18 protein-coding genes and 1 riboswitch are annotated in these 19,338 nt (G+C 45.6%); of the genes, 13 read left to right on the forward strand and 5 right to left on the reverse strand.

Annotated features, from left to right (window positions below):
- Nucleotides 1-29 precede the first annotated feature (29 nt).
- From M662_RS04000 to M662_RS04010, 3 genes are all read left to right on the forward strand, one after another.
- Nucleotides 30-203: an aspartyl-phosphate phosphatase Spo0E family protein gene (locus tag M662_RS04000; protein WP_008636690.1), complete on the forward strand. Its 174-nt coding sequence runs from the start codon at nucleotides 30-32 to the stop codon at nucleotides 201-203.
- Between the two features lie 360 nt (nucleotides 204-563).
- Entirely contained in the window at nucleotides 564-2,009 is a 1,446-nt protein-coding gene (locus M662_RS04005) for a carbon starvation CstA family protein (protein WP_008636688.1), read from the forward strand.
- 210 nt (nucleotides 2,010-2,219) lie between these two features.
- Complete coding sequence (locus tag M662_RS04010) at nucleotides 2,220-3,158, forward strand: ATP-grasp domain-containing protein (protein WP_008636686.1); 939 nt, start codon at nucleotides 2,220-2,222, stop codon at nucleotides 3,156-3,158.
- Between the two features lie 46 nt (nucleotides 3,159-3,204).
- On the opposite strand, the gene M662_RS04015 is transcribed toward M662_RS04010, so the two are convergent.
- A complete protein-coding gene (locus tag M662_RS04015; RefSeq protein WP_026578645.1) occupies nucleotides 3,205-4,260 on the reverse strand; it encodes an NAD(P)/FAD-dependent oxidoreductase in 1,056 nt (351 codons plus the stop codon).
- A 247-nt stretch (nucleotides 4,261-4,507) separates the two neighbouring features.
- Between M662_RS04015 and M662_RS04020 the strand changes: the two genes are divergently transcribed.
- The 3 genes from M662_RS04020 to M662_RS04030 all read left to right on the forward strand — a co-directional run bounded on the left by M662_RS04020 (nucleotide 4,508) and on the right by M662_RS04030 (nucleotide 7,937).
- Nucleotides 4,508-5,575 (forward strand): C45 family autoproteolytic acyltransferase/hydrolase, encoded by a 1,068-nt coding sequence (locus M662_RS04020; RefSeq protein WP_026578644.1) that lies wholly within the window; start codon nucleotides 4,508-4,510, stop codon nucleotides 5,573-5,575.
- A 53-nt stretch (nucleotides 5,576-5,628) separates the two neighbouring features.
- Complete coding sequence (gene fabI, locus M662_RS04025) at nucleotides 5,629-6,408, forward strand: enoyl-ACP reductase FabI (protein WP_008636680.1); 780 nt, start codon at nucleotides 5,629-5,631, stop codon at nucleotides 6,406-6,408.
- 152 nt (nucleotides 6,409-6,560) lie between these two features.
- Nucleotides 6,561-7,937 (forward strand): Glu/Leu/Phe/Val family dehydrogenase, encoded by a 1,377-nt coding sequence (locus M662_RS04030; RefSeq protein ID WP_008636677.1) that lies wholly within the window; start codon nucleotides 6,561-6,563, stop codon nucleotides 7,935-7,937.
- 83 nt (nucleotides 7,938-8,020) lie between these two features.
- On the opposite strand, the gene ppc is transcribed toward M662_RS04030, so the two are convergent.
- Nucleotides 8,021-10,711 (reverse strand): phosphoenolpyruvate carboxylase, encoded by a 2,691-nt coding sequence (gene ppc / locus M662_RS04035; RefSeq protein WP_442858830.1) that lies wholly within the window; start codon nucleotides 10,709-10,711, stop codon nucleotides 8,021-8,023.
- A 418-nt stretch (nucleotides 10,712-11,129) separates the two neighbouring features.
- On the opposite strand from ppc, the gene M662_RS04040 reads away from it, so the two are divergent.
- Nucleotides 11,130-12,620, forward strand: a complete 1,491-nt coding sequence (locus M662_RS04040) for a Na+/H+ antiporter NhaC family protein (protein ID WP_008636660.1) — start codon at nucleotides 11,130-11,132, stop codon at nucleotides 12,618-12,620.
- Between the two features lie 35 nt (nucleotides 12,621-12,655).
- Here M662_RS04040 and M662_RS04045 read toward each other — a convergent pair whose 3' ends face one another.
- On the reverse strand, nucleotides 12,656-13,144 hold the full coding sequence (locus tag M662_RS04045) for a DinB family protein (RefSeq protein ID WP_008636659.1): 489 nt from the start codon (nucleotides 13,142-13,144) through the stop codon (nucleotides 12,656-12,658).
- A gap of 164 nt (nucleotides 13,145-13,308) precedes the next feature.
- Between M662_RS04045 and M662_RS04050 the strand changes: the two genes are divergently transcribed.
- The 3 genes from M662_RS04050 to eutH all read left to right on the forward strand — a co-directional run bounded on the left by M662_RS04050 (nucleotide 13,309) and on the right by eutH (nucleotide 16,052).
- On the forward strand, nucleotides 13,309-14,004 hold the full coding sequence (locus M662_RS04050; RefSeq protein WP_008636658.1) for an AIM24 family protein: 696 nt from the start codon (nucleotides 13,309-13,311) through the stop codon (nucleotides 14,002-14,004).
- Nucleotides 14,005-14,138: 134 nt separating this feature from the next.
- Nucleotides 14,139-14,259, forward strand: a riboswitch (SAM riboswitch).
- Between the two features lie 117 nt (nucleotides 14,260-14,376).
- Nucleotides 14,377-14,850, forward strand: coding sequence for a peptide-methionine (S)-S-oxide reductase MsrA (msrA, locus tag M662_RS04055; protein ID WP_008636656.1), 474 nt, complete (start codon nucleotides 14,377-14,379; stop codon nucleotides 14,848-14,850).
- A gap of 62 nt (nucleotides 14,851-14,912) precedes the next feature.
- Complete coding sequence (gene eutH, locus M662_RS04060) at nucleotides 14,913-16,052, forward strand: ethanolamine utilization protein EutH (protein WP_008636653.1); 1,140 nt, start codon at nucleotides 14,913-14,915, stop codon at nucleotides 16,050-16,052.
- A 39-nt stretch (nucleotides 16,053-16,091) separates the two neighbouring features.
- Here the strand turns inward: eutH and M662_RS04065 are convergent, their stop codons facing one another.
- Together M662_RS04065 and M662_RS04070 are read right to left on the reverse strand one after the other, a co-directional pair.
- A complete protein-coding gene (locus M662_RS04065) occupies nucleotides 16,092-16,352 on the reverse strand; it encodes a DUF4190 domain-containing protein (RefSeq protein WP_162129276.1) in 261 nt (86 codons plus the stop codon).
- Nucleotides 16,353-16,418: 66 nt separating this feature from the next.
- Nucleotides 16,419-16,943, reverse strand: a complete 525-nt coding sequence (locus tag M662_RS04070) for a ribonuclease H-like YkuK family protein (protein ID WP_008636648.1) — start codon at nucleotides 16,941-16,943, stop codon at nucleotides 16,419-16,421.
- Nucleotides 16,944-17,135: 192 nt separating this feature from the next.
- Between M662_RS04070 and M662_RS04075 the strand changes: the two genes are divergently transcribed.
- The 3 genes from M662_RS04075 to M662_RS04085 all read left to right on the forward strand — a co-directional run bounded on the left by M662_RS04075 (nucleotide 17,136) and on the right by M662_RS04085 (nucleotide 19,210).
- Complete coding sequence (locus M662_RS04075) at nucleotides 17,136-17,795, forward strand: kinase (RefSeq protein ID WP_064503513.1); 660 nt, start codon at nucleotides 17,136-17,138, stop codon at nucleotides 17,793-17,795.
- Nucleotides 17,796-18,208: 413 nt separating this feature from the next.
- Nucleotides 18,209-18,817: a DUF421 domain-containing protein gene (locus tag M662_RS04080; protein ID WP_008636631.1), complete on the forward strand. Its 609-nt coding sequence runs from the start codon at nucleotides 18,209-18,211 to the stop codon at nucleotides 18,815-18,817.
- 54 nt (nucleotides 18,818-18,871) lie between these two features.
- A complete protein-coding gene (locus tag M662_RS04085; protein WP_328700172.1) occupies nucleotides 18,872-19,210 on the forward strand; it encodes a thioredoxin family protein in 339 nt (112 codons plus the stop codon).
- Nucleotides 19,211-19,338 lie beyond the last annotated feature (128 nt).

The raw sequence follows: 19,338 nt of genomic DNA on the forward strand, positions 1-19,338 counted from the left end.
GGTAATCTACATGAGAAGGAGCTGAGTATATGAATTACAAAGAAAAACTTGAAAGACAAATTGAAGAATTGAGAGTCCGAATGTATGATATATATAATCAGAATCCCAACGATGAAGAATTGCTTCGAGTATCTCAGGAGCTGGATGATCTTTTGAATAGATTCCGTGGCCAATCACTGGAATTAAAAGAACAACTCACTTAATTGCATGTTAATATACATAGGTGCTGCTTGCTTACGGAGCTGGATGTGTGATAATTTAAAAGCAATGCCACCCTGCAATCGATACGACTGCGGGAACTTAACCAATTCTCTGGGTGGCAGGTTATTATAAAAGTAAAAGACAGATTAGCTCTGTCTTATAATATTAGTTTTAAAATAGAAAAGGCCGCCGAAACCCAGTTTCCGGCGGCCTTTTCTATGGAATTTTTCATTTGGTTCCATTGTATCCGCTACCAAATAAGAAAAAAAAGATAAAAAAATAAATATTCTGAAAATGGGTTGTTTTTCGACATCTGCACAGATAAAATACTCCTTACATTCCATTTGAGAGGGGGCTCAGCGATGATTACATTTGTCGCATCCATCGTATTACTATTATTAGGTTATCTCATATATGCAAAGGTGGTAGAACGAATTTTCGGGATTGATGACCAAAAGGCGACACCGGCCTATGAAAAGAACGACGGTTTTGATTACATGCCGATGAGTTGGTGGAAAGCGAGTCTCATACAGCTTTTGAATATCGCTGGGTTAGGCCCTATATTCGGTGCCGTCATGGGGGCGTTATATGGACCGATCGCCTTCTTGTGGATCGTAGTCGGTTCCATATTCGCAGGCGCGGTTCACGACTATTTCTCCGGGATGCTGTCCCTACGTCATAATGGAGCACAATTCCCGGCCCTTGTCGGAAAATATTTGGGTAAATACCCGAAAACGGTCATCAATGTTCTTTCCATCGCTCTGATGGTTCTCGTTACTGCTGCCTTTACTGCAGGTCCGGCACAGCTGATGGCTGAGGTTACACCTCTTGGATTCTTAACGTGTATCTTTATCATATTTGCTTATTTTCTGGCAGCAACCATCCTGCCTGTCAATAAAATCATCGGCAGGATCTATCCAGTGTTCGGGGCTATTCTTATCTTTATGGCGGCTGCTATAGGAATCGGCTTGTTTTTCTTCGACTATTCTGTGCCGAACTTGACGATGCAGAATCTCCATCCAGATGAACTGCCAATCTGGCCGTTGCTGATGGTAACTGTTTCGTGCGGAGCGATTTCAGGATTCCACAGCACCCAGAGTCCGATACTCGCCAGAACATTGAAGAAAGAAAGTGAAGGAAGAAAGGTATTCTATGGAGCTATGATTGCTGAGGGGGTCATTGCTTTGATCTGGGCGGCAGCCGGTATGACCTTCTTCGGCAGTACGGAGTCCCTGCAGGCAGCACTTGCCTCCGGAGGGCCAGCGGGCGTCGTAAACGAAATCAGTACGACAACCCTTGGTACATTAGGAGGAATACTGGCAGTCCTTGGTGTCATCCTGCTCCCGATCACAACAGGAGATACCGCACTGCGCTCTTCGCGGATGATGTTGATGGACTTTGTTAAGGAAGTTACCAGTAAGAAACTGGACGGAAGATGGACAGCAGCTTTGTTTGCAATCCCTGTAGCAATTCCAGCATTCTTATTGACACAGATGAATTATAATTTCCTGTGGCGTTACGTCGGATGGTCCAATCAGGTTGTGGCTACCGTTATGTTATGGACAGCAGCTATGTACTTGCTGAAAAATCAAAAGTTTCATTGGATTTGCAGCGTTCCCGCTTTGTTCATGACAGCTGTTGTAAGTTCTTATATCTTTTATGCTCCGGAAGGTTTCAGCATGTCCTACTCCACTTCCATGGTCATCGGCTCAATCATCTGGGTTGCAGTCGCTTCGTGGTTCGTATGGCAGCTCATCCGTCATAAATCAGAAGGTAAGAGTAATGCACTGCCAGCAAAGGCAAGTTAATCTATCGGAGGAGAGATTAACCGGCGATATGTGGAAAGCACCCACTTTCCTGTGAGAAAATATTTCTTTCATAATCAGCAGAAACCATCCTTGAAGGGTGGTTTCTTTTTGTTTTTTAAGAAAAGAGTAGTCAAAAAATGTCTATAACCAAGTAAATTTATCGGTTTATTGTGTTAATATAGAAGAAAAGATTGGGGAGGAGTCAGTTCAATGAGCAAAATTTATGTACTTCACGAGAACGATGAGTGGACCGACCATTTAACCAAACGTCTGCAGGAGTTGAACCTACCGTATGAACTATGGCATTTGGACGAAGGAATGCTTGATTTGACAAGCGAACCGCCGGAAGGGATCTTTTATAATCGGATCAGCGCATCTTCCCATACGAGAAATCATCGATATGCTCCGGAATTTACAGAAGCTGTACTTGCCTGGCTGGAACGTCACGGGAGGACGGTGGTGAACGGAAGCAGGGCCCTCCGTCTGGAAGTCAGTAAAGTCAATCAGTATATGGCATTGAATCAGGCTGGTATCGAAGCACCTGCCACTATATCGGCTGTGGGGAAGGATAATATTATCAAAGCAGCGGAACGCCTCGGATCCGAATCGTTCATCACGAAGCACAACCGTGCAGGAAAAGGGCAGGGGGTTCAACTCTTCCATTCGGTGGGAGCGCTGAAGGAATACCTCGACAGTGCGGCCTTTGAAGAACCAGTTGATGGTATAACATTAATTCAGCAATATATCGAAGCACCTGAACCATATATCGTTCGTCATGAATTCGTCGGCGGCAAGTTTCTGTACGGCGTAAGAGTGGATACGTCTGACGGCTTCGAGCTTTGTCCTGCGGACGCATGTTCGATCGAGGATGCCTATTGTCCGGCGGATGCTCCACAAGCGGCAAAGTTTGAAGTGTTGGAGAACTATCAACCCGACATCATCGACCGTTACGAAAGATTTTTAAGGGAGAATGACATTCAGGTTGCCGGTATTGAAGCAATTCAGGACAGGCATGGATGGTTGTACACCTATGATGTAAATACGAATACGAATTACAATTCGGAGGCGGAAGAGAAAGCGGGAAGATATGGCATGCTCGAACTGGCTGAATACCTTGGCAGGCTGCTCCACAGAGTCCCCGTCCGATGAATAATGAAAAAAAGATCACATCCTTCAGGGTGTGATCTTTCCTATTTTAGTGACGTTTGCTTAACCACAGCACTCCGGATTTCGCCAGACGCGGAAGCACTCCCGTCATAGGCTTTTGAAGCATATTTCCGAATCCATCATTTTTACCAAGAGAACCAAGGGCTCCTTTGAGTTTGACGATGGAAGGTCTGTCCGGTTCTTTTCCTTGAAGAATCGCTGTTAAGACGACTGCGACACGCTCCCCCTGCTGTCCTGCCAACTGGGCACTCGGAGAATGTTCCGATGATGCGCAGTCTCCTACGACATACACGTTGGGACGGGAAGGTACCTGGTAATAGTCATTGACGATGACTTTCTCCTGTTCGTCTTTATCAAAAGGCAGTTCCCTGACAAGGTAACTCGGGCGTACGCCTGCCGTCCATACGGTTACATCATTGATATAACAAACGCCGTTGTTACAGACGCCGTCTTTCTCTACATATTCCACATTGGCATTATGAATCACTTCTACATCGTTCTCTTTAAACCATTTCTCTACATAGTTTTGAATCTTGGAATCAAAAGCTTTTAAGACGGTTTCCCCACGATCCAGCAGGCGGATGTTTAAGTCTGAGCGGCTTTCACGAACTTCTGAAGCGACTTCGATCCCGCTCAACCCTGCTCCTACCACGGTTACGCTGCCATAAGCATCTAAATTATTAATCGCATATCCTGCGCTTCGGGCTTTTGAGAACGTCTGGACACTTTCTGTGAATTCCTGTGCTCCTACGATGCCGTGATAATTGTCTTCACAGCCGAGCCCTATAAGTAAATAATCGTAGGGAACATTTTCGCTCCCTTTTAATAAGATCTGCTCATTCGTAACATCAATCTTTTCAATTTCATCAAACACGTAGCGAACTTGTTCATGTTTCGGGAAATCCACACGAGCATGTCGGTCCGATTCGGTTCCGGCGGCAATCGTATAGAATTCCGTTTTTAAAGAATGATAAGGGTTTCTGTCCACGACGGTGATGCGCACATCATCTCCTATGTTATCCAGCAGACCGTGCAGTGTGTGCATACCCCCGTAGCCGCCCCCCAAAATAACGACTTCTTTCATCTTAGTTCCACCACCCTTTGCAGTATGAATTTCTTATGAAACGACACGTTCCATTCAGAAATATCCGGAAAAGCTTACTGAATTCCTCCAGTTTTAAGACTACCAAAGATGACGTCGAAAAACTAGAAGAAGTAATCATTTATTGTCGCATCTTCGGAGGGAAACTGGGAGGAAAGAGGCTTTGTCGGGGAGGTGGAAAAATGATACATTGGATGATAGGCACGTAATAGAGAAAGGAAAATTTACGATGAAGAAGATATATAGTGATATTCTTTCGTTCAGGGGCTCGCATTATGACTTCGGGTTATATCAGGGTCAACAGCTCGCCGGGAGCTGGACAGTGAAGAATAGGGAGAAACAATGGAAAGTACGTAAGCCCAGATTTGTCGTGGAGACAGAGGAAGTGAAAGCAGCTATTGTCCGATTTGCTCCAGGCTTATGGGAGGAACTGCTCGGCTTAAGAGATGGATTGGGATGGCCCATGGAACAGGTGCTGATGGAATTTGGAGGATATAGAATTGATTACAAACGTTCCGGGTGCTCCATCATGACAGGCGATGGTTATATGATCCGCAACTATGATTATATGCCGAAGACTTACGAAGGAAGGTACAGCCTTTTCCAACCGACCGATCAGGGGTACGCCATCATAGGTCCAACTCAGCGAATTACCGGCAGAATGGATGGAATGAATGAAAAAGGGTTGGTGATGGGGTATAATTTCATGCATCGCAAACGTCCGGGCGATGGTTTCATCTGCTGTATGATTGGACGCATGATCTTGGAATCCTGTGCTGATGTACAGGAAGCAGTGGACATGCTGAAGGAGATACCCCATCGCCATTCGTTTAGTTATACGGTTTTTGATAGAAGCAATCAAACCTACATTGTCGAAGCCTCTCCAAGGGGAGTGGAGGTCCGGCAGTCCGATGTGTGCACGAATCACTTTGAAATCATGACGAAAGAGAACCGGAATCACCTTGTGGATTCGATGAAGCGGATGGACGCCATCCAGTCGAATCGGCCAGAAGTAAAGAGTGCCATGGACGCCTTTCGTTTAATGAATGATACCGATCGAGGGGTTTTCTCTAAACAGTATAGGAATTGGGCGGGAACCATCCACACATCCGGTTATCTTCCCCAGGAACAAAAAGCGTGGATGGCGCTCGGTGGAGATAGAGAACCAGTAGAAATTGATTTCGGGAAATGGTTGACCGGTGCCGAGTTGGGATTCGAGAGGATAGAAGGTGAGGTCGACACGGATATTCCGTTTGCCCATATGGAAGACGGCGCTTATTGGAGTGGAAAAAAATAGGGTTGCTCTGTATGATAAGATAGAAGAAAACAGTAGAGTACTTGGAGGTCACTATGGAAGATATATTACAGATGAAAGATAAAAATATTGTAGTTATGGGAGTTGCCAACAATCGCAGCCTTGCTTGGGGCGTAGCAAGATCCCTATATAAAGCAGGGGCGAACGTCATTTTTACTTATCGTAAAGAACGTTCCCAGGCGAAATTGGAGAAGCTTCTGAAAGAAAGCGACTTCGAGGCGAAAGCTATTGTACAATGTGATGTTAACAGCGATGAAAGTATCCAGGAAGCCTTCAAAACGATTGGCGATCGCGTAGGTGTCATACACGGCATCTGTCATTCCATCGCTTTCGCGCATGCAGAAGACTTGAAAGGCGGGTTCCTTGATACTTCCAGAGAAGGTTATGCTTTCGCACAGGACACAAGTGCCTATTCTTTGATTGCAGTAGCGAAAGCGGGTAAGCCTTATATGACGGAAGGTGGATCATTGATCGCTATGAGTTACCTTGGAGCAGAGCGGGTAGTAGAAGGCTACAACGTAATGGGAGTGGCCAAGGCCGCTCTGGAATCCACTGTTAAATACCTGGCTGCAGACATGGGACGTGACAATATTCGTGTAAACGCGATTTCAGCCGGTGCTGTCCGTACGCTGGCGGCAAAAGGTGTCCCTTCGTTCAATGAAATCCTTCACAAGATTGAAGAAACGTCTCCGTTGAAGAAGAATGTGACTCAGGAAGAAGTAGGGGATATGTCTCTTGCAATGATGAGCCACCTTTCCCGTGGGGTAACGGGAGAAATTGTATATGTCGATTCCGGATACAACATCCTGGGATAAATCTTAACCCCCTCCGATCTTCGGAGGGGGCCTTTCTATACTCTTCGCTATAATCCTTACCATTTAATTACTTGAAAACGTTTCACTGCAAATTGTGGGGGTACATGGAACTAAAGGATAAATAGTAGGAATAGAAGGGTGGATATTGATACATGCATAAACAACAATCAATCATTGAAGAATCGTTGAAAGCAATTATGGAAGATGAAGAGTTTCTTCCGGATTTAAAAGCACAGACGAGGGAACAGGCCTATCACTCTTTGTCTGCTCTATTGTCTACCCCGAACCATGTCCATAAATCATTTCTCCGAATTACCCTTGAAAACGGGACGATCGTCCGGATACCGGCGTTCCGGGTACAACATAGTGACACCGTCGGCCCTTATAAAGGAGGGATTCGTTTTCATGAGTCCGTGAATGAAGAAGAGGTGGCCAATCTTGCCAAGCTGATGACGCTTAAGAACACGCTTCATGAGCTGCCTTTCGGGGGTGGCAAAGGTGGTGTTGTCATCAATCCGAAAGATTATTCTGTGAAAGAACTCAATCTCATTTGTAGGAAATACGTCCAGTACTTTAACGATATCATCGGCCCTGATAAGGATATACCGGCTCCTGATGTTGGAACTGGAGAAAGAGAGATGGACTGGATGATGGGCGAGTTCAAGAGTACCCATCCCGGAGAGCCGTACCGGAACAGTTTTACGGGGAAAAGCATTGTCAACGGTGGTTCTCTGGGAAGACGGGAGGCGACAGGGAAAGGCGTTTACTTCACGTTTCGTTACATGATGCATGACTTCGTGAAGGAAAACAAGAAGTGGCTGTCTGATACGGATAATATTTTTGCGAAAACCGCTTTGGAACATGCAGATAAGAAATTGAAGATAGCAGTTCAAGGCTTTGGAAACTTAGGGTCGGTTGCTGCTTTGGAAGCGTACCAGTGCAATTATCTTCAGAATAAAATCGTTGCAGTCAGCGATGCCCACATTCTGCTTTACAATGAGGATGGATTGGACGTTCCGGCCCTTGTACACTTTGCTAAAGAAAACAACGGAGAGCTTCCTGCAACAGAGGAGGAACTGCGTGCTCACGAGATTAAAGCAGAACTTGGAGAACGGGACGATTTGCTTTCAGCCGATGTCGATGTATTGATTCTCGCTGCACTCGAAGATCAAATTCGTGAAGACAATATAGACTCCATCCAAGCACGAATCATAGTGGAAGGTGCCAATGGTCCGATAACAGAGGAGGCAGACAAATATTTAGCGGATAAAGGGGTACTGATTGTTCCGGACATTCTCGCAAACGCTGGAGGTGTCATCGTTTCTTACTATGAATGGGTACAAGGGAAAGAAGCGCAGTTTATGGAAGAGGACGAAATTTTCCGGCGGTTGTTTCAGAAAATGAAAGGAACGATGGATACGATTCTCCCACAATTTTTTGGTGATCCGTTTCCACTGCGCCAAAATTGTTATATACACTCTGTCATGAAGTTATCCACTATTATGTATCGTCAAGGGAAGTTATATTAACGATCACGTTTTTTTAACCGCTTAAAACAAGAAAACCCGGCCGTAACGGCCGGGTTTTTAGATAGTATAAAATTGTGCTGAAATCAACCCGTGTTTCGAAGCCCGGCTGCGATTCCACTGATCGTCAGCAGCACTTCTGTCAGAGTCTCTTCATCGTCCCCATCGACATCCCGAAGCTTCTTGATCAAATCTACCTGCAGGAAGTTAAGAGGATCCACGTAAGGATTTCTTAGTCGGACGGATTCTTTGATTGTCGGCTGATGATCAAGCAGTTCTTGATCACCGGAAATCTTCAGTAATACTTCCTTCGTTCGCTCATATTCCTCCACGATATTCTTGAAGATACGTTCGCCGAGTTTCTGGTCATTTACGAGGGCTGTATATTCTTTTGCTGTCTGAATATCCGCTTTCGTTAACGCCATCTGCAAGTTGTTGATGGTGGAATGGAAGAACGGCCAGTTTTCGTACATTTGCTTTAATGTAGCGAGATTGTTTTCATTTTTCTCCACATAAGAAGCCAATCCTGTACCGGAAGCGTACCAGGCAGGAAGCAGCTGGCGGTTCTGCGTCCAAGCGAATACCCATGGAATAGCCCGCAGATTTTCGAACTTGGAGCTGTCTTTCCGTTTGCTTGGCCGGGAGCCGATATTCAGTTGGCTTACTTCCTGAAGTGGTGTCGCTTCGTTGAAGTAGGTTAAGAAGTCGGAGTCACCGAAAACAAGCGATTGGTATTTCTCAAGCGATACATCCGAGATGTCATCAAGCGCCTGTTCCCAGACTTCTTCCCGGTGATGGCCTTGTTCTGATTCTTTCGAAACGTTCGCAGCTCCCTCGAGCAGAGTAGATGCTGCCTGCTCCAAGCTTCGATAAGCAATATCACGAAGCAGATAGCGGGAGGATAACACTTCTCCTTGTTCGGTAATCTTCACGCTTTCTCCAAGCGTTTCCACAGGCTGGGAAAGCAGGCTTCGGTTAAGTGGCCCGCCGCCCCGGCCGAGGGAGCCGCCGCGTCCGTGGAAGAATTTAAGGCTGACGTCATAGGCATGAGCCATATCATGGATTTCCTGTTGCGCTTTATATAGCTTCCAGTTGGCCGTCAGTGTCCCACCGTCCTTACTGCCATCCGAGTATCCAAGCATGATTTCCTGTTTGTTGCCGCGGATGTTTAAATGCTTACTGTACAGGTCCATTTCAAACAGTGTTTTTAGAATATCTGGTCCCGCGACCAAATCATCCACTGTCTCCAATAATGGGGCAATATTCAAGTTGCTTTCGACGGATCCATCAGCATGAAGGCGGTAAATGCCCGCTTCCTTGGCCAGAACGAGCACCTCCAGGAGATCGCTTGCGGATTCGCTCATACTTATTAGATAAACTTCAATGGATCGCTTTCCGAATTCAAGGTGTGCTTTTCTGATCATATGAAAGACGTTGAGCATTTCCTGGGTCGATTCGGTATAATCCTCGTTCAGAAGCGATATCGGACGCGGATCCTTTAAAACATCCTGTAATGTATTCAGCTTCTCCTGCTCGGAAAGGGCAGCGTAATCGTCAACGATGCCGACTTTACGTAACAGTTCGCTGACAGCCGATTCGTGCTCACCGCTGTGATTCCGGATATCCAAAGTTGCCAGGTGGAAGCCGAACAACTCGACTTGGCGGATAAGCTTTTTCAACTTCTTCAATTCAATGCTTCCAGGTTGGTGTGCCTGAGCGCTTCTCTGAATTTGGTGGAGGTCGTCCAACAGCTCTTCCGCATGCGTATATCCGGTATCAGATTGACCCACCTGCTCCAGCCTTTCCAAAATGATGGCGAACTTTCTTCGATAAATCTCTTTGTCTACCCGCCACTTTTTGCCGGATGGAAGCAGTGCTTCTTCTTTTTCGATCGCCTGTTTAAGCTCGTTGGAAACGTTCACCAGAGCGGAAGACTGACTGAACCGTTTCATCAATTCTATGAGAACGTTTCTGTATTTTTTGAGTACAAGGGTACGCTGCTTCTGTAATGTTTCCCAAGTAATGTCCGGGGTGACGTTCGGATTTCCGTCACGGTCTCCGCCAATCCAGGATCCGAAACGGAGAAAATTTGGTACAGACCATTCTTCGTCCGGGTACTGTTCTTCGAGCCTCGCTTCCAGTTCCTGATGAATTTCCGGAAGGACATCAAACAGCGTCTCGTCAAAATAATAAAGGCCGTTTCTTACTTCATCCATTACTGTTGGTTTTCTTTCTCTGAGCTCGTCCGTCTGCCAAAGGACAGTTACTTCATTCTGAAGACTTTCCTGAAGGCTTTCCCGTTCTCTTTGCGTCAACTGTGGATGGTCAAGTTTCTGAAGGATTGTTGCGATCCGCTTCTGTATCTCAAGAACGGTTCGTTTCGTCGCTTCCGTCGGGTGGGCAGTGATGATCAATTCCAAGGAGAGATGGTGGAGCACATCCTGGATGACATCTTTGGAGAAATTATTGTTCTTCAGGTTAAGTACGGCGCTTTCTAGAGAGAAGGGCTGGACACCATGATCCTCTCTTATCTGATATTCTCGTCTGCGGCGGATCCGGTGATTTTGTTCAGCGATGTTGACGAGGTGGAAATAGATTGAGAATGCGCGGATGACCTGGGCCCGCATCGGTGGTTCGAGGTTTTGAATTTCCTGTTTCAATTGCTGATAAGTGGCAGGGTCCGGGTTACTTCTCAAGTCTTTCGTCCATTGTCGAATCGTTTCCACTTTATTCAATAATTCTTCTCCTCCATGATGGACGAGGACATGCCCGAGCATTTTGCCGAGGGATCTGATGTCACGTCTTAGAGGGGTTGTATGATCGTTGCTTTTTCTTTTCGTAGTCACATTTTCACCTTCCTGTTGGAAATAATATGGAGTAATGGCTGTGTTTCATAATGTTATCAGAATAATTTGTATAGTCAAACACTTATGCTCGTTACGGACCGTGAGAAAGTTGTCATTTACAGTAGGATAAGACGGAAAATTCCCGGTTTGTTTGTGTTATTTTAGCTTCTCGTTCATCCAGCGTAAAGAGGGATAATTTCCAGAGTTGGAAGCTGGAAGGAGATTCGTTTACACATATAACCAAACGCTTTAAAGTGTTAAAAATTCGCTGTTTATATGTCTATACACTTGGTGGTAAACTGTAGTAGTGCATCACTAGACAGAACAAGAGATAGAAGGAGGACATCTGATGTCAGACAGACAAAAGGATCAAGTGGTTGACGAGGCATTAGGGGAAAAATCAGTAGATCGATTAGAGTTCCGCGGGGGAGTCTTTGCTGCGACGATTCCTTTGGTGTTCTTCATCATTTGGGCAATAGTACTAAGCGTTACAGAATTAGTAACGGAGCAGGGATTAGTGCTTGGTATGGTGATCGGGATCGCACTTGGTTTGTTTTTCTGCCGATCGAAATGGGCGGACTATGCTCAAGCATTAATTACAGGTATGGCCCAGCCTGTCGGTATAGTTGCCATCATTGCATGGTTTTGGGCGGGTATGTTTGCAAATATGCTTTCTGCGGGTGGTCTGGTGGATGGCCTTATCTGGTTCGGGTTTCAGACCGGCCTTGAGGGGGGCATGTTCGTCGGAATCACCTTCCTGCTTGCCGGATTATTTGCTACAGCCGTAGGTACAGGTTACGGTACAGTAGCAACGTTTGGTGTGTTGATGTATCCGGCTGGTGTCATTCTGGGAGCAGATCCTGTGCTGCTTCTGGCTGCAATATTGAGTGGAGCGGTATTTGGAGATAACCTGGCTCCGGTTTCTGATACGACGATCGTGTCAGCTACGACACAGGAAGCGGACGTCCCCGGTGTTGTACGGTCAAGATTTAAGTATTCCATAGCAGCTGCAATACCTGCACTTATTTTATTCGTTACATTCGGAGGCGGTGGGGAGACCGGCAGCGAAGCCATCATCTCACAGCTTCAGAATGAAGTATCGCCGAACGGTCTTGTCATGCTGATTCCTTTTGCGCTCGTACTTTACCTGGCGTTGAGCGGTCAGCATTTATTGACTTCTTTATCATGGGGAATTCTAGCATCCGTCGTATTCATCTTTCTATCAGGGACTTCTTTGACAGAAGTGCTTCATATTTATAAAAATGAAGCTGGAGAAGCGGTGGTAGAAGGAGCATTGATCGATGGAATCGGCGGCTACTTCAACATGGCTGTCCTCATCCTGTTCATTTTGGCGGCTGCCTACCTTCTGGAAGTAGCTGGAACGATGGATGTTATCAAGAATTTCTTCCTTCGACTTATCAATAACGTGGTACGCAGAGCAGAGCTGTCGATTTTTGGTATTGTGGCGTTTCTCAATATGTTCATCACCATTAATACAGCGGCAGAAATTGCGGCTGCACCGTTTGTGAGGAAGCTAGGAAAAGAGTTGAACATTCATCCTTACAGACGTGCCAATTTTCTTGATACTGTCACTTCTTCACTCGGGTATATCTTCCCTTGGAGCGGCGGTGTCCTGCTTGCCTGGACGACTGTAAGAGGAGCGGCTGAGCAGTATGACTTCCTTCCTGTTATCGGACCCGGAGAAGTATTCCCGTTCGTATTCCAGGGCTGGGGACTGTTGATTGTCATGCTGATTGCTGCCTGGACAGGCTGGGGTCTTCGCTATACCGGCAAGAACGGAGAAGAAATTAAGCCTGAAGATTACAAAGGTCAAGCATAATACAACCCCCCGGAGTAAAGCTCCGGGGGGTTTAATCATGTATTTAAAGATTGGTTAATTTCTTTGATCTGATCGAGGTGGCGAAGTTCGTGCCAGCCGATAAATTCGACCCATTGTTCCAGGTTCATGTCACCAAGAGCAGGATGTGGAAATGCTCGGTTCTGCAACGTTTCTTTTTCTTTATTATGAATGAGGAATAATGTAGCTTCCCTTGATTTTTTGAGTCCGTCTTCCGCTTCCTTCAGGTTATGAAAAATACCCTTTGGACGAACAGACTCTGGAGCTTCCAATGTGTAAGAGCGGTTGGTTACCTTATGGACTGGTTTTTCCGTCACCTGCTGCTGATCTCCTTGCTTAAGTGATCTGTTCACCTGATGGATGACGAACTGTTCGATTAAGTACAAATGCTCCAATACTTCCATAATAGACCAGCGATTTTCTGCCGGTTTCACCGTATGTTTGGAGGCGGGAATCTCCCTCACATATTCGAGCAGCTGCTCTCTTTTCTCATCTAAACCATACATATATAGCTCTCCTTTTGTGTAATGACATGGTAACCCGAGTCTACCATAACAGTAGTGCTGATACGTAAAGAAAAGGACTTGAGTAAGTTGAAACATTAGCGGGTATGGAAACGTATGACAATCATGAGCTTCTACATTGGCCAATCATTGAGGGAGGAATCAGGATGGGAAATTATTCAATACAGGAATTTATCAGGCAGACGAAGCAGGACGATTCGGAAAACGATTACTTTGAATTGGAAACCCCGAGGATATTGGAAGTTAATTTGATGGACCAGGTGTGGGCGAAAGCCGGGTCTATGATTTCTTATAACGGAGATATTAAATTTGAAAGGGAAGGAATATTGGAGCATGGAGTGGGCCGCTTGTTCAAGAAGGCGATGACTGGAGAGGGAAGCTCTCTTATGAAAGCAACAGGGAGGGGGGCATTATACCTCGCTGATCAAGGTAAGAAGATTACAATCTTTGACTTGGACAATGAGACGCTGACGGTGAACGGCAATGACCTTTTGGCCTTTGAACCGAGCATAAACTGGGACATCAAATTGATGAAAAAAGTAGCCGGTATGGTATCCGGCGGATTGTTTAACGTTACTCTCTCCGGAAGTGGTCGTGTAGCTATTACCTCTCATTATGAACCGCTGACTTTATTAGTGAAGCCCGGTCAGCCTGTTTTGACCGATCCTCATGCAACAGTTGCCTGGTCCGGGCATTTGGAGCCTGCTTTCAAGACAGATGTCAGTTTCAAGACTTTCATCGGCAGAGGGAGCGGGGAATCCATTCAGATGAAATTCGAAGGGGATGGATTTGTCATCGTCCAGCCGTTTGAAGAAGTTTACACAACGAATAGTCAAGGCTGATTATCGTCATTCCCGTTGTTGTTCCTGCATAGAATGAAGGGAGAGTCCTTACAAAAAAATTGAGCTTCCCCCTTTACTTCATTGGAAAAACGTTGTAGTATGTAAATTAACTTAAATTAAATAATAACGGAAACTTCTTATCCAGAGAGGCGGAGGGACTGGCCCTTTGATGCCCGGCAACCATCGAATCAATTGTACAATTGACGAGAACGGTGCCAATTCCTGTAGAGTATTTATTGCTCTAAGAGATGAGAGGATCGTACGGATATTTACGACCCCCTTTTCTTACTGGATAAGAAAAGGGGTCTTTTTGTTTACTATACCGTAAAGGCTCTCGATAGAAGTTGCGTTAAGGGAAGGGAAAGATGTCAAATGGCAACAGCTATTTTCGGTGCAGGATGTTTTTGGGGAGTAGAGGCGTTTTTTGAGAAATTTGAAGGCGTAACAGCTACAAAGGTCGGCTATATCGGCGGGAAACTGGAGAATCCAACCTACGAACAAGTCAAAACAGGTAAAACGGGGCACGCGGAAGCCGTCAGAATCGAATATGACCCGACAAGAATTACGTATTCCGAATTAATTAACATTTTCTTTGAAGCACATGATCCTACTTCTAAGAACAAGCAGGGAATTGATGTAGGACATCAGTACCGCTCAGCGATTTTCTATTCCGACGCGAGTCAGAAATATATTGCGGAAGAGAAGATTAAAGAGTGGGAGGAGAAGGGGACGTTCAAGCGGGCGATCGTCACGGAAGTGGAAGAAGCGACCTCCTTCTTTGAAGCGGAAGAATACCATCAGAAATATTTGCAGAAAAACGGTTCTGCTGCATGCAGCATCGGATAATAAATGGATCAAGACTCCTGGGGCCCGGGAGTCTTTTTTAGAGGGAAGAGAGGGATGGGGTTTTGTGGTTCAATGACGGCGTACTCATTCTGCTGTGCCTGTTTATGGTTGCCGGAGCATTTGATTATTATTTTCTAAATAACCGCCTTAAAATCGGGGCACGTTTCTATGAAGCGTTTACGATGATGGGTTCGCTCGCCTTATCCATGATTGGGATCATTTCTCTTGCTCCCGTTTTGTCCGAATGGCTGGCGCCCGTAATTTCTCCGGCATTTCAGTGGTTCGGAGCAGATCCTTCCATCTTTGCTTCCATGGTGCTTGCCATAGATATGGGGGCGTACCCTTTGTCGGAGGCGCTGGCGGTCGATGGCAGGGCCGCCCTGTTTTCCTGGACGCTCCTCGGAACGATGATGGGACCGACACTCGTGTTTACGATTCCGGTCGCGCTTACGATCATCAAAAAGGAGGACAGTCCTTACTTTGCGAAAGGAGTCCTTGCTGGTATAGCGACCATTCCGCTCGGCTGCCTTGTTGGAGGAGCGTCCGCCGGATTTGAATGGGGGTGGATGTTCAAACAGTTACTCCCTGCCATCTTATTAGCAGTACTTGTCAGCGCAGGTTTATTTCTTTTTCGTAGGCTTACGATTAGAGTGTTCGCTTATTTAGGCAAGGGTATGGAAGCGATCCTGTTGATCGGATTGTTGCTGATTGCCATTGAAACATTGACGGGGCTTGTCCTGATCCCTGGTATGGCTCCTTTTTCTGAAGGGATCATTATCGTAGGTAAGATTACCATTACGCTTGCTGGGGCCTATCCGTTTGTAACCATTCTGAATCACTACTGCCGAAAGTATTTCTCTGCTTGGAGCCGTGTACTGGGCGTGAACGAAACGGCGCTTACCGGACTGCTTGCTTCCTTAGCGCATCATCTGCCCATGTTTGCAATGATGAAGGAGATGAACCCGCGCGGTAAGGTGATCAATTCCGCCTTTGCGGTGAGTGGGGCTTTCGTCATCGGCAGCCATCTCGGTTTCGTTGCCGGGGTTGAACCGGAGATGATCCTGCCGGTTATCATCGGCAAACTTACTGCCGGCATGCTGGCCGTTCTGCTTGCCCTGTTTATAACCAGAAAAGATGCTGTCGAAGAGAAAACGACACCTTCTGCAGTACATCTCTCATCTAATAAAAATTATGTTTTGTGAAACTGAAAAGAGGCGCATACATTTGATGTATGCGCCTCTTTAGTTGTATCCAAAAATCAATCGTGTGAAGAATAGATACCCAAGAATAACGGTTATGATAACAAGGATTTGCAGACATAAACCAATAATACTGCACACCTTACCGCTGATGGCTAAATTCCTTCCCTCCGCTTCCTCTCCCGTGCTGAGTACGGTGTTGGCATAAATGATCCCCATGATTCCTGTAATAAGTCCGAGGAAAGGTAAAAAGATCGACAAAATGCCTAAAACGAGTGACGTCATTGCTTTTTCGTTCATCATCAACATCCTCTGCCTGTGTTTCTCTATAATAGAAGTATAACAAAAAGAAGAGAGGGAGGAGTCCATTCATTTTGTATATCGGTTCGCATAACTGCTGGCCACAATGGAGTCCGGTTTGATTTTCGGTTCCATTCCCAGGGATTCAATCCTTGCGACCATTTCGTTCACATACACCCTGGTCCTGTTACGCTCGCCGGAACCGATGTCCAGATGCCCTTCCATTGTAAATGTGGCCCCTTTATAAATGTGGGGGAGAACGATTTCTATCAGCTCGTTCTTCCGTTCTTCTGTGAACAGCGATGCTACCTGTTCTGTAAGGGAAGTTTCATAGGAAATGCGCTCATGGAGCGTGGTCATTTTCCTGGGAACAGATTCTTTGCGGAAACAAGCCCAAGCTCCTTTGCCTACCCTTTGAATGACAATTCCGGTAATGAACAACGTGTGGGAAGGGTGTACTTGAGAATCGGTACCAAGCATCAGGCGGTAATTGGCAAGGGGGTCGCTCAACATGAACGTCTTAATATGCGAGAATGCTTCGGCAAAGCTCATTTTCTTATGGGTAAGGTTTTGAAACATATCGAATGGATTCATATCAAACAGCTCCTTTGTTTTCTATAAAGAAAATATCGGACTACATAGTTTTGTCTCATTACTGTTTAATAGAAGTATGTACAGAAATAACTGGGAATATATGTTTTGAGTGGATTGCTGACAATGGTTGTACATTCTATGCTCTGTGAGGGGCCGGTATACCTCGGGCAGTGGAAAGGGGAGGGGAACAGCATGTACGAGGCAGAGGAGAAGAAGCGAAGCTTAAAAGGCAGAGTGATTGTCGGAATTGATGGATGGAGCCGATCGGGAAAAACGACATTCGTGCATCACCTGTGTCAAAGATTTGAAGAAGAAGGAATCCATACGGTAGTCTTTCATTTGGATGATCACATCGTAAACTGGAAAGACCGGTATCAAACGGGATACCCTTCCTGGCAGGAATACTACTATTTTCAATGGAAAGTGAAATGGCTGCAGGAGCATTTGTTCCGCTTTGTGCGCGAGAAGGATAAGGTCTGTCTTCCTTACTATGCCCCTGATGCAGATGACCATCAATGGAAGGAAACGCGACTTCCGGAAGCCTGTGTTATTTTCATAGAAGGTGTCTTCCTGCAGCGCGAAGAATGGCGTACCTTTCTTGATTATGTTGTATTTCTAGATTGCGACAGGGATGTGCGCTTTCAGCGGGAATCATCAGAAACACAAAAGGATATTCATAAGTTCAGAGAACGGTATTGGCCGGCGGAAGACCATTATCTGCTTCAGGTTGATCCGACCGGCCTCGCGGATCATGTAATAGATACAACCCGAAAAGACGGCTGCTCAAAAGATGAAAATCCATACGAGCACAATAGTAACAGCGAAAGTAATGGCATATATCGTCGACAGTAGTGGAATGCTGCTGGAATTCCTCCGGTCGTCCTTCAGATTGTTTACATCATTTTCGTACGAGGGATTTTCCTCCTCTTTTGACACAGATCGGGCAATCCAAACCGTCCCGATGAGGGCTGTGACAGATACGGCAAGAATGATTCCAAAATAAAAAGCGTACACGGCATTCTCTCCTATCCTTGGCTTACTTCCATTATAAGGGTTATCACGTATCGGGCGATACCGGTTTTTTCAATTATTCTGGAGCTTGAAAAAGATCCGCGTTAATCCCACCTTCTGCAAAGCATCTCCTGCGAATCACAACAGACGCATACTGTTGCTTATCAGTATAATTGAGGAAATTGGATAATAATGATTCATCTTGCAGGATAAACCAATTTATTTTGGAAAGCATACATAGGGAGGTGAGAGCGATGGATTGGATATGGAAAGCGATTTTGATCATATTTGTCGGCACCATTATTCTAAGAATAGCCGGCAGAAAGTCGATTTCACAAATGACCTTGTCCCAAACAGTAATTATGATTGCCATTGGATCCTTGTTGATACAGCCGGTAGCCGGCAAAAATATCTGGGTCACCTTCGGGGTAGGCGGTGTCCTGGTATTGACGCTGATGCTCATGGAATACGCTCAGGTAAAATTTGATTTTATGGAGAGATTTCTTACAGGACGATCCGTCTCTATCATAGAAAATGGTCGTATGAATGAGAAAAACATGAAGAAGTTACGCTTCACTGTGGATCAATTGGAGATGAAGCTGAGGCAATTGAACGTTACCTCCATCCAAGATGTGAAAACGGCTACCCTGGAACCGAATGGACAGATCGGTTATGAATGGAAAGACTTGAAGCAACCTGCGACGAAACAAGATGTTCAGATGATCCACACAGAGTTGAATCGTATTCTGCAGGCGTTGCAGTTGAATGGTACACAGGATAGGAATGGAAAGGGTAATCCAGATATATTCCAAGAAGTCGAACAGAAGAAGCATATCCAGCCACCTCCGGATCGACTACAGTGATTCAAGTTTTACAAGAAGTAAAACATTCCGAATCCTGATATAATGAAAAGGGAGGTGAGCATATTGAAATCATTACACTCTATAGAGGAAGTGGATGAGTTTGTCGCAGGGAAAGGCTTGTCCGTCCTTTACGTTTCCCGACAAGGCTGTTCCGTTTGTCATGGTCTGTATCCTCAAGTAGAGGAATTACTGGAGGATTATCCAGAGATTGAGGCGAGACATGTCGATACCGATCAACTTCCTGAAGTAGCCGGACAGTATTCAGTCATGACCGTCCCGGCGGTCCTTGTTTATTCAGAAGGGAAAGAATGGTTTCGAAAGGCACGTTTTGTACCTATAGGAGAACTGAACGCGCAGCTGGCAAAGCTGAATCACTTTATTAACGAAGAATAAGGGCATCTGTTGAGGTAGGATCAACAGATGTCTTTTTTATTTGGACTCACTTTAATTTATCAGTTAATTCAGTTAATTTGCGCTTATCGGGATTTTCTAGAAAATTCAACCCGCATATACAATCATGA

Source organism: Bacillus sp. SB49 (assembly GCF_000469135.2).
GTDB lineage: Bacteria > Bacillota > Bacilli > Bacillales > Halobacillaceae > Halobacillus.

What these genes read in the sequence shown, in the direction of transcription:
- M662_RS04020 (WP_026578644.1), top strand. Translation starts at nt 4,508, where the DNA reads ATGAAGAAGATATATAGTGATATTCTTTCGTTCAGGGGCTCGCATTAT.
- M662_RS04065 (WP_162129276.1), bottom strand. Translation starts at nt 16,352, where the DNA reads ATGATGAACGAAAAAGCAATGACGTCACTCGTTTTAGGCATTTTGTCG.
- M662_RS04005 (WP_008636688.1), top strand. Translation starts at nt 564, where the DNA reads ATGATTACATTTGTCGCATCCATCGTATTACTATTATTAGGTTATCTC.
- M662_RS04045 (WP_008636659.1), bottom strand. Translation starts at nt 13,144, where the DNA reads ATGTATGGTTTAGATGAGAAAAGAGAGCAGCTGCTCGAATATGTGAGG.
- M662_RS04080 (WP_008636631.1), top strand. Translation starts at nt 18,209, where the DNA reads ATGGATTGGATATGGAAAGCGATTTTGATCATATTTGTCGGCACCATT.
- M662_RS04010 (WP_008636686.1), top strand. Translation starts at nt 2,220, where the DNA reads ATGAGCAAAATTTATGTACTTCACGAGAACGATGAGTGGACCGACCAT.
- M662_RS04015 (WP_026578645.1), bottom strand. Translation starts at nt 4,260, where the DNA reads ATGAAAGAAGTCGTTATTTTGGGGGGCGGCTACGGGGGTATGCACACA.
- M662_RS04075 (WP_064503513.1), top strand. Translation starts at nt 17,136, where the DNA reads ATGTACGAGGCAGAGGAGAAGAAGCGAAGCTTAAAAGGCAGAGTGATT.
- M662_RS04000 (WP_008636690.1), top strand. Translation starts at nt 30, where the DNA reads ATGAATTACAAAGAAAAACTTGAAAGACAAATTGAAGAATTGAGAGTC.
- ppc (WP_442858830.1), bottom strand. Translation starts at nt 10,711, where the DNA reads ATGCTCGGGCATGTCCTCGTCCATCATGGAGGAGAAGAATTATTGAAT.
- M662_RS04040 (WP_008636660.1), top strand. Translation starts at nt 11,130, where the DNA reads ATGTCAGACAGACAAAAGGATCAAGTGGTTGACGAGGCATTAGGGGAA.
- msrA (WP_008636656.1), top strand. Translation starts at nt 14,377, where the DNA reads ATGGCAACAGCTATTTTCGGTGCAGGATGTTTTTGGGGAGTAGAGGCG.
- fabI (WP_008636680.1), top strand. Translation starts at nt 5,629, where the DNA reads ATGGAAGATATATTACAGATGAAAGATAAAAATATTGTAGTTATGGGA.
- M662_RS04050 (WP_008636658.1), top strand. Translation starts at nt 13,309, where the DNA reads ATGGGAAATTATTCAATACAGGAATTTATCAGGCAGACGAAGCAGGAC.
- M662_RS04030 (WP_008636677.1), top strand. Translation starts at nt 6,561, where the DNA reads ATGCATAAACAACAATCAATCATTGAAGAATCGTTGAAAGCAATTATG.
- M662_RS04070 (WP_008636648.1), bottom strand. Translation starts at nt 16,943, where the DNA reads ATGAATCCATTCGATATGTTTCAAAACCTTACCCATAAGAAAATGAGC.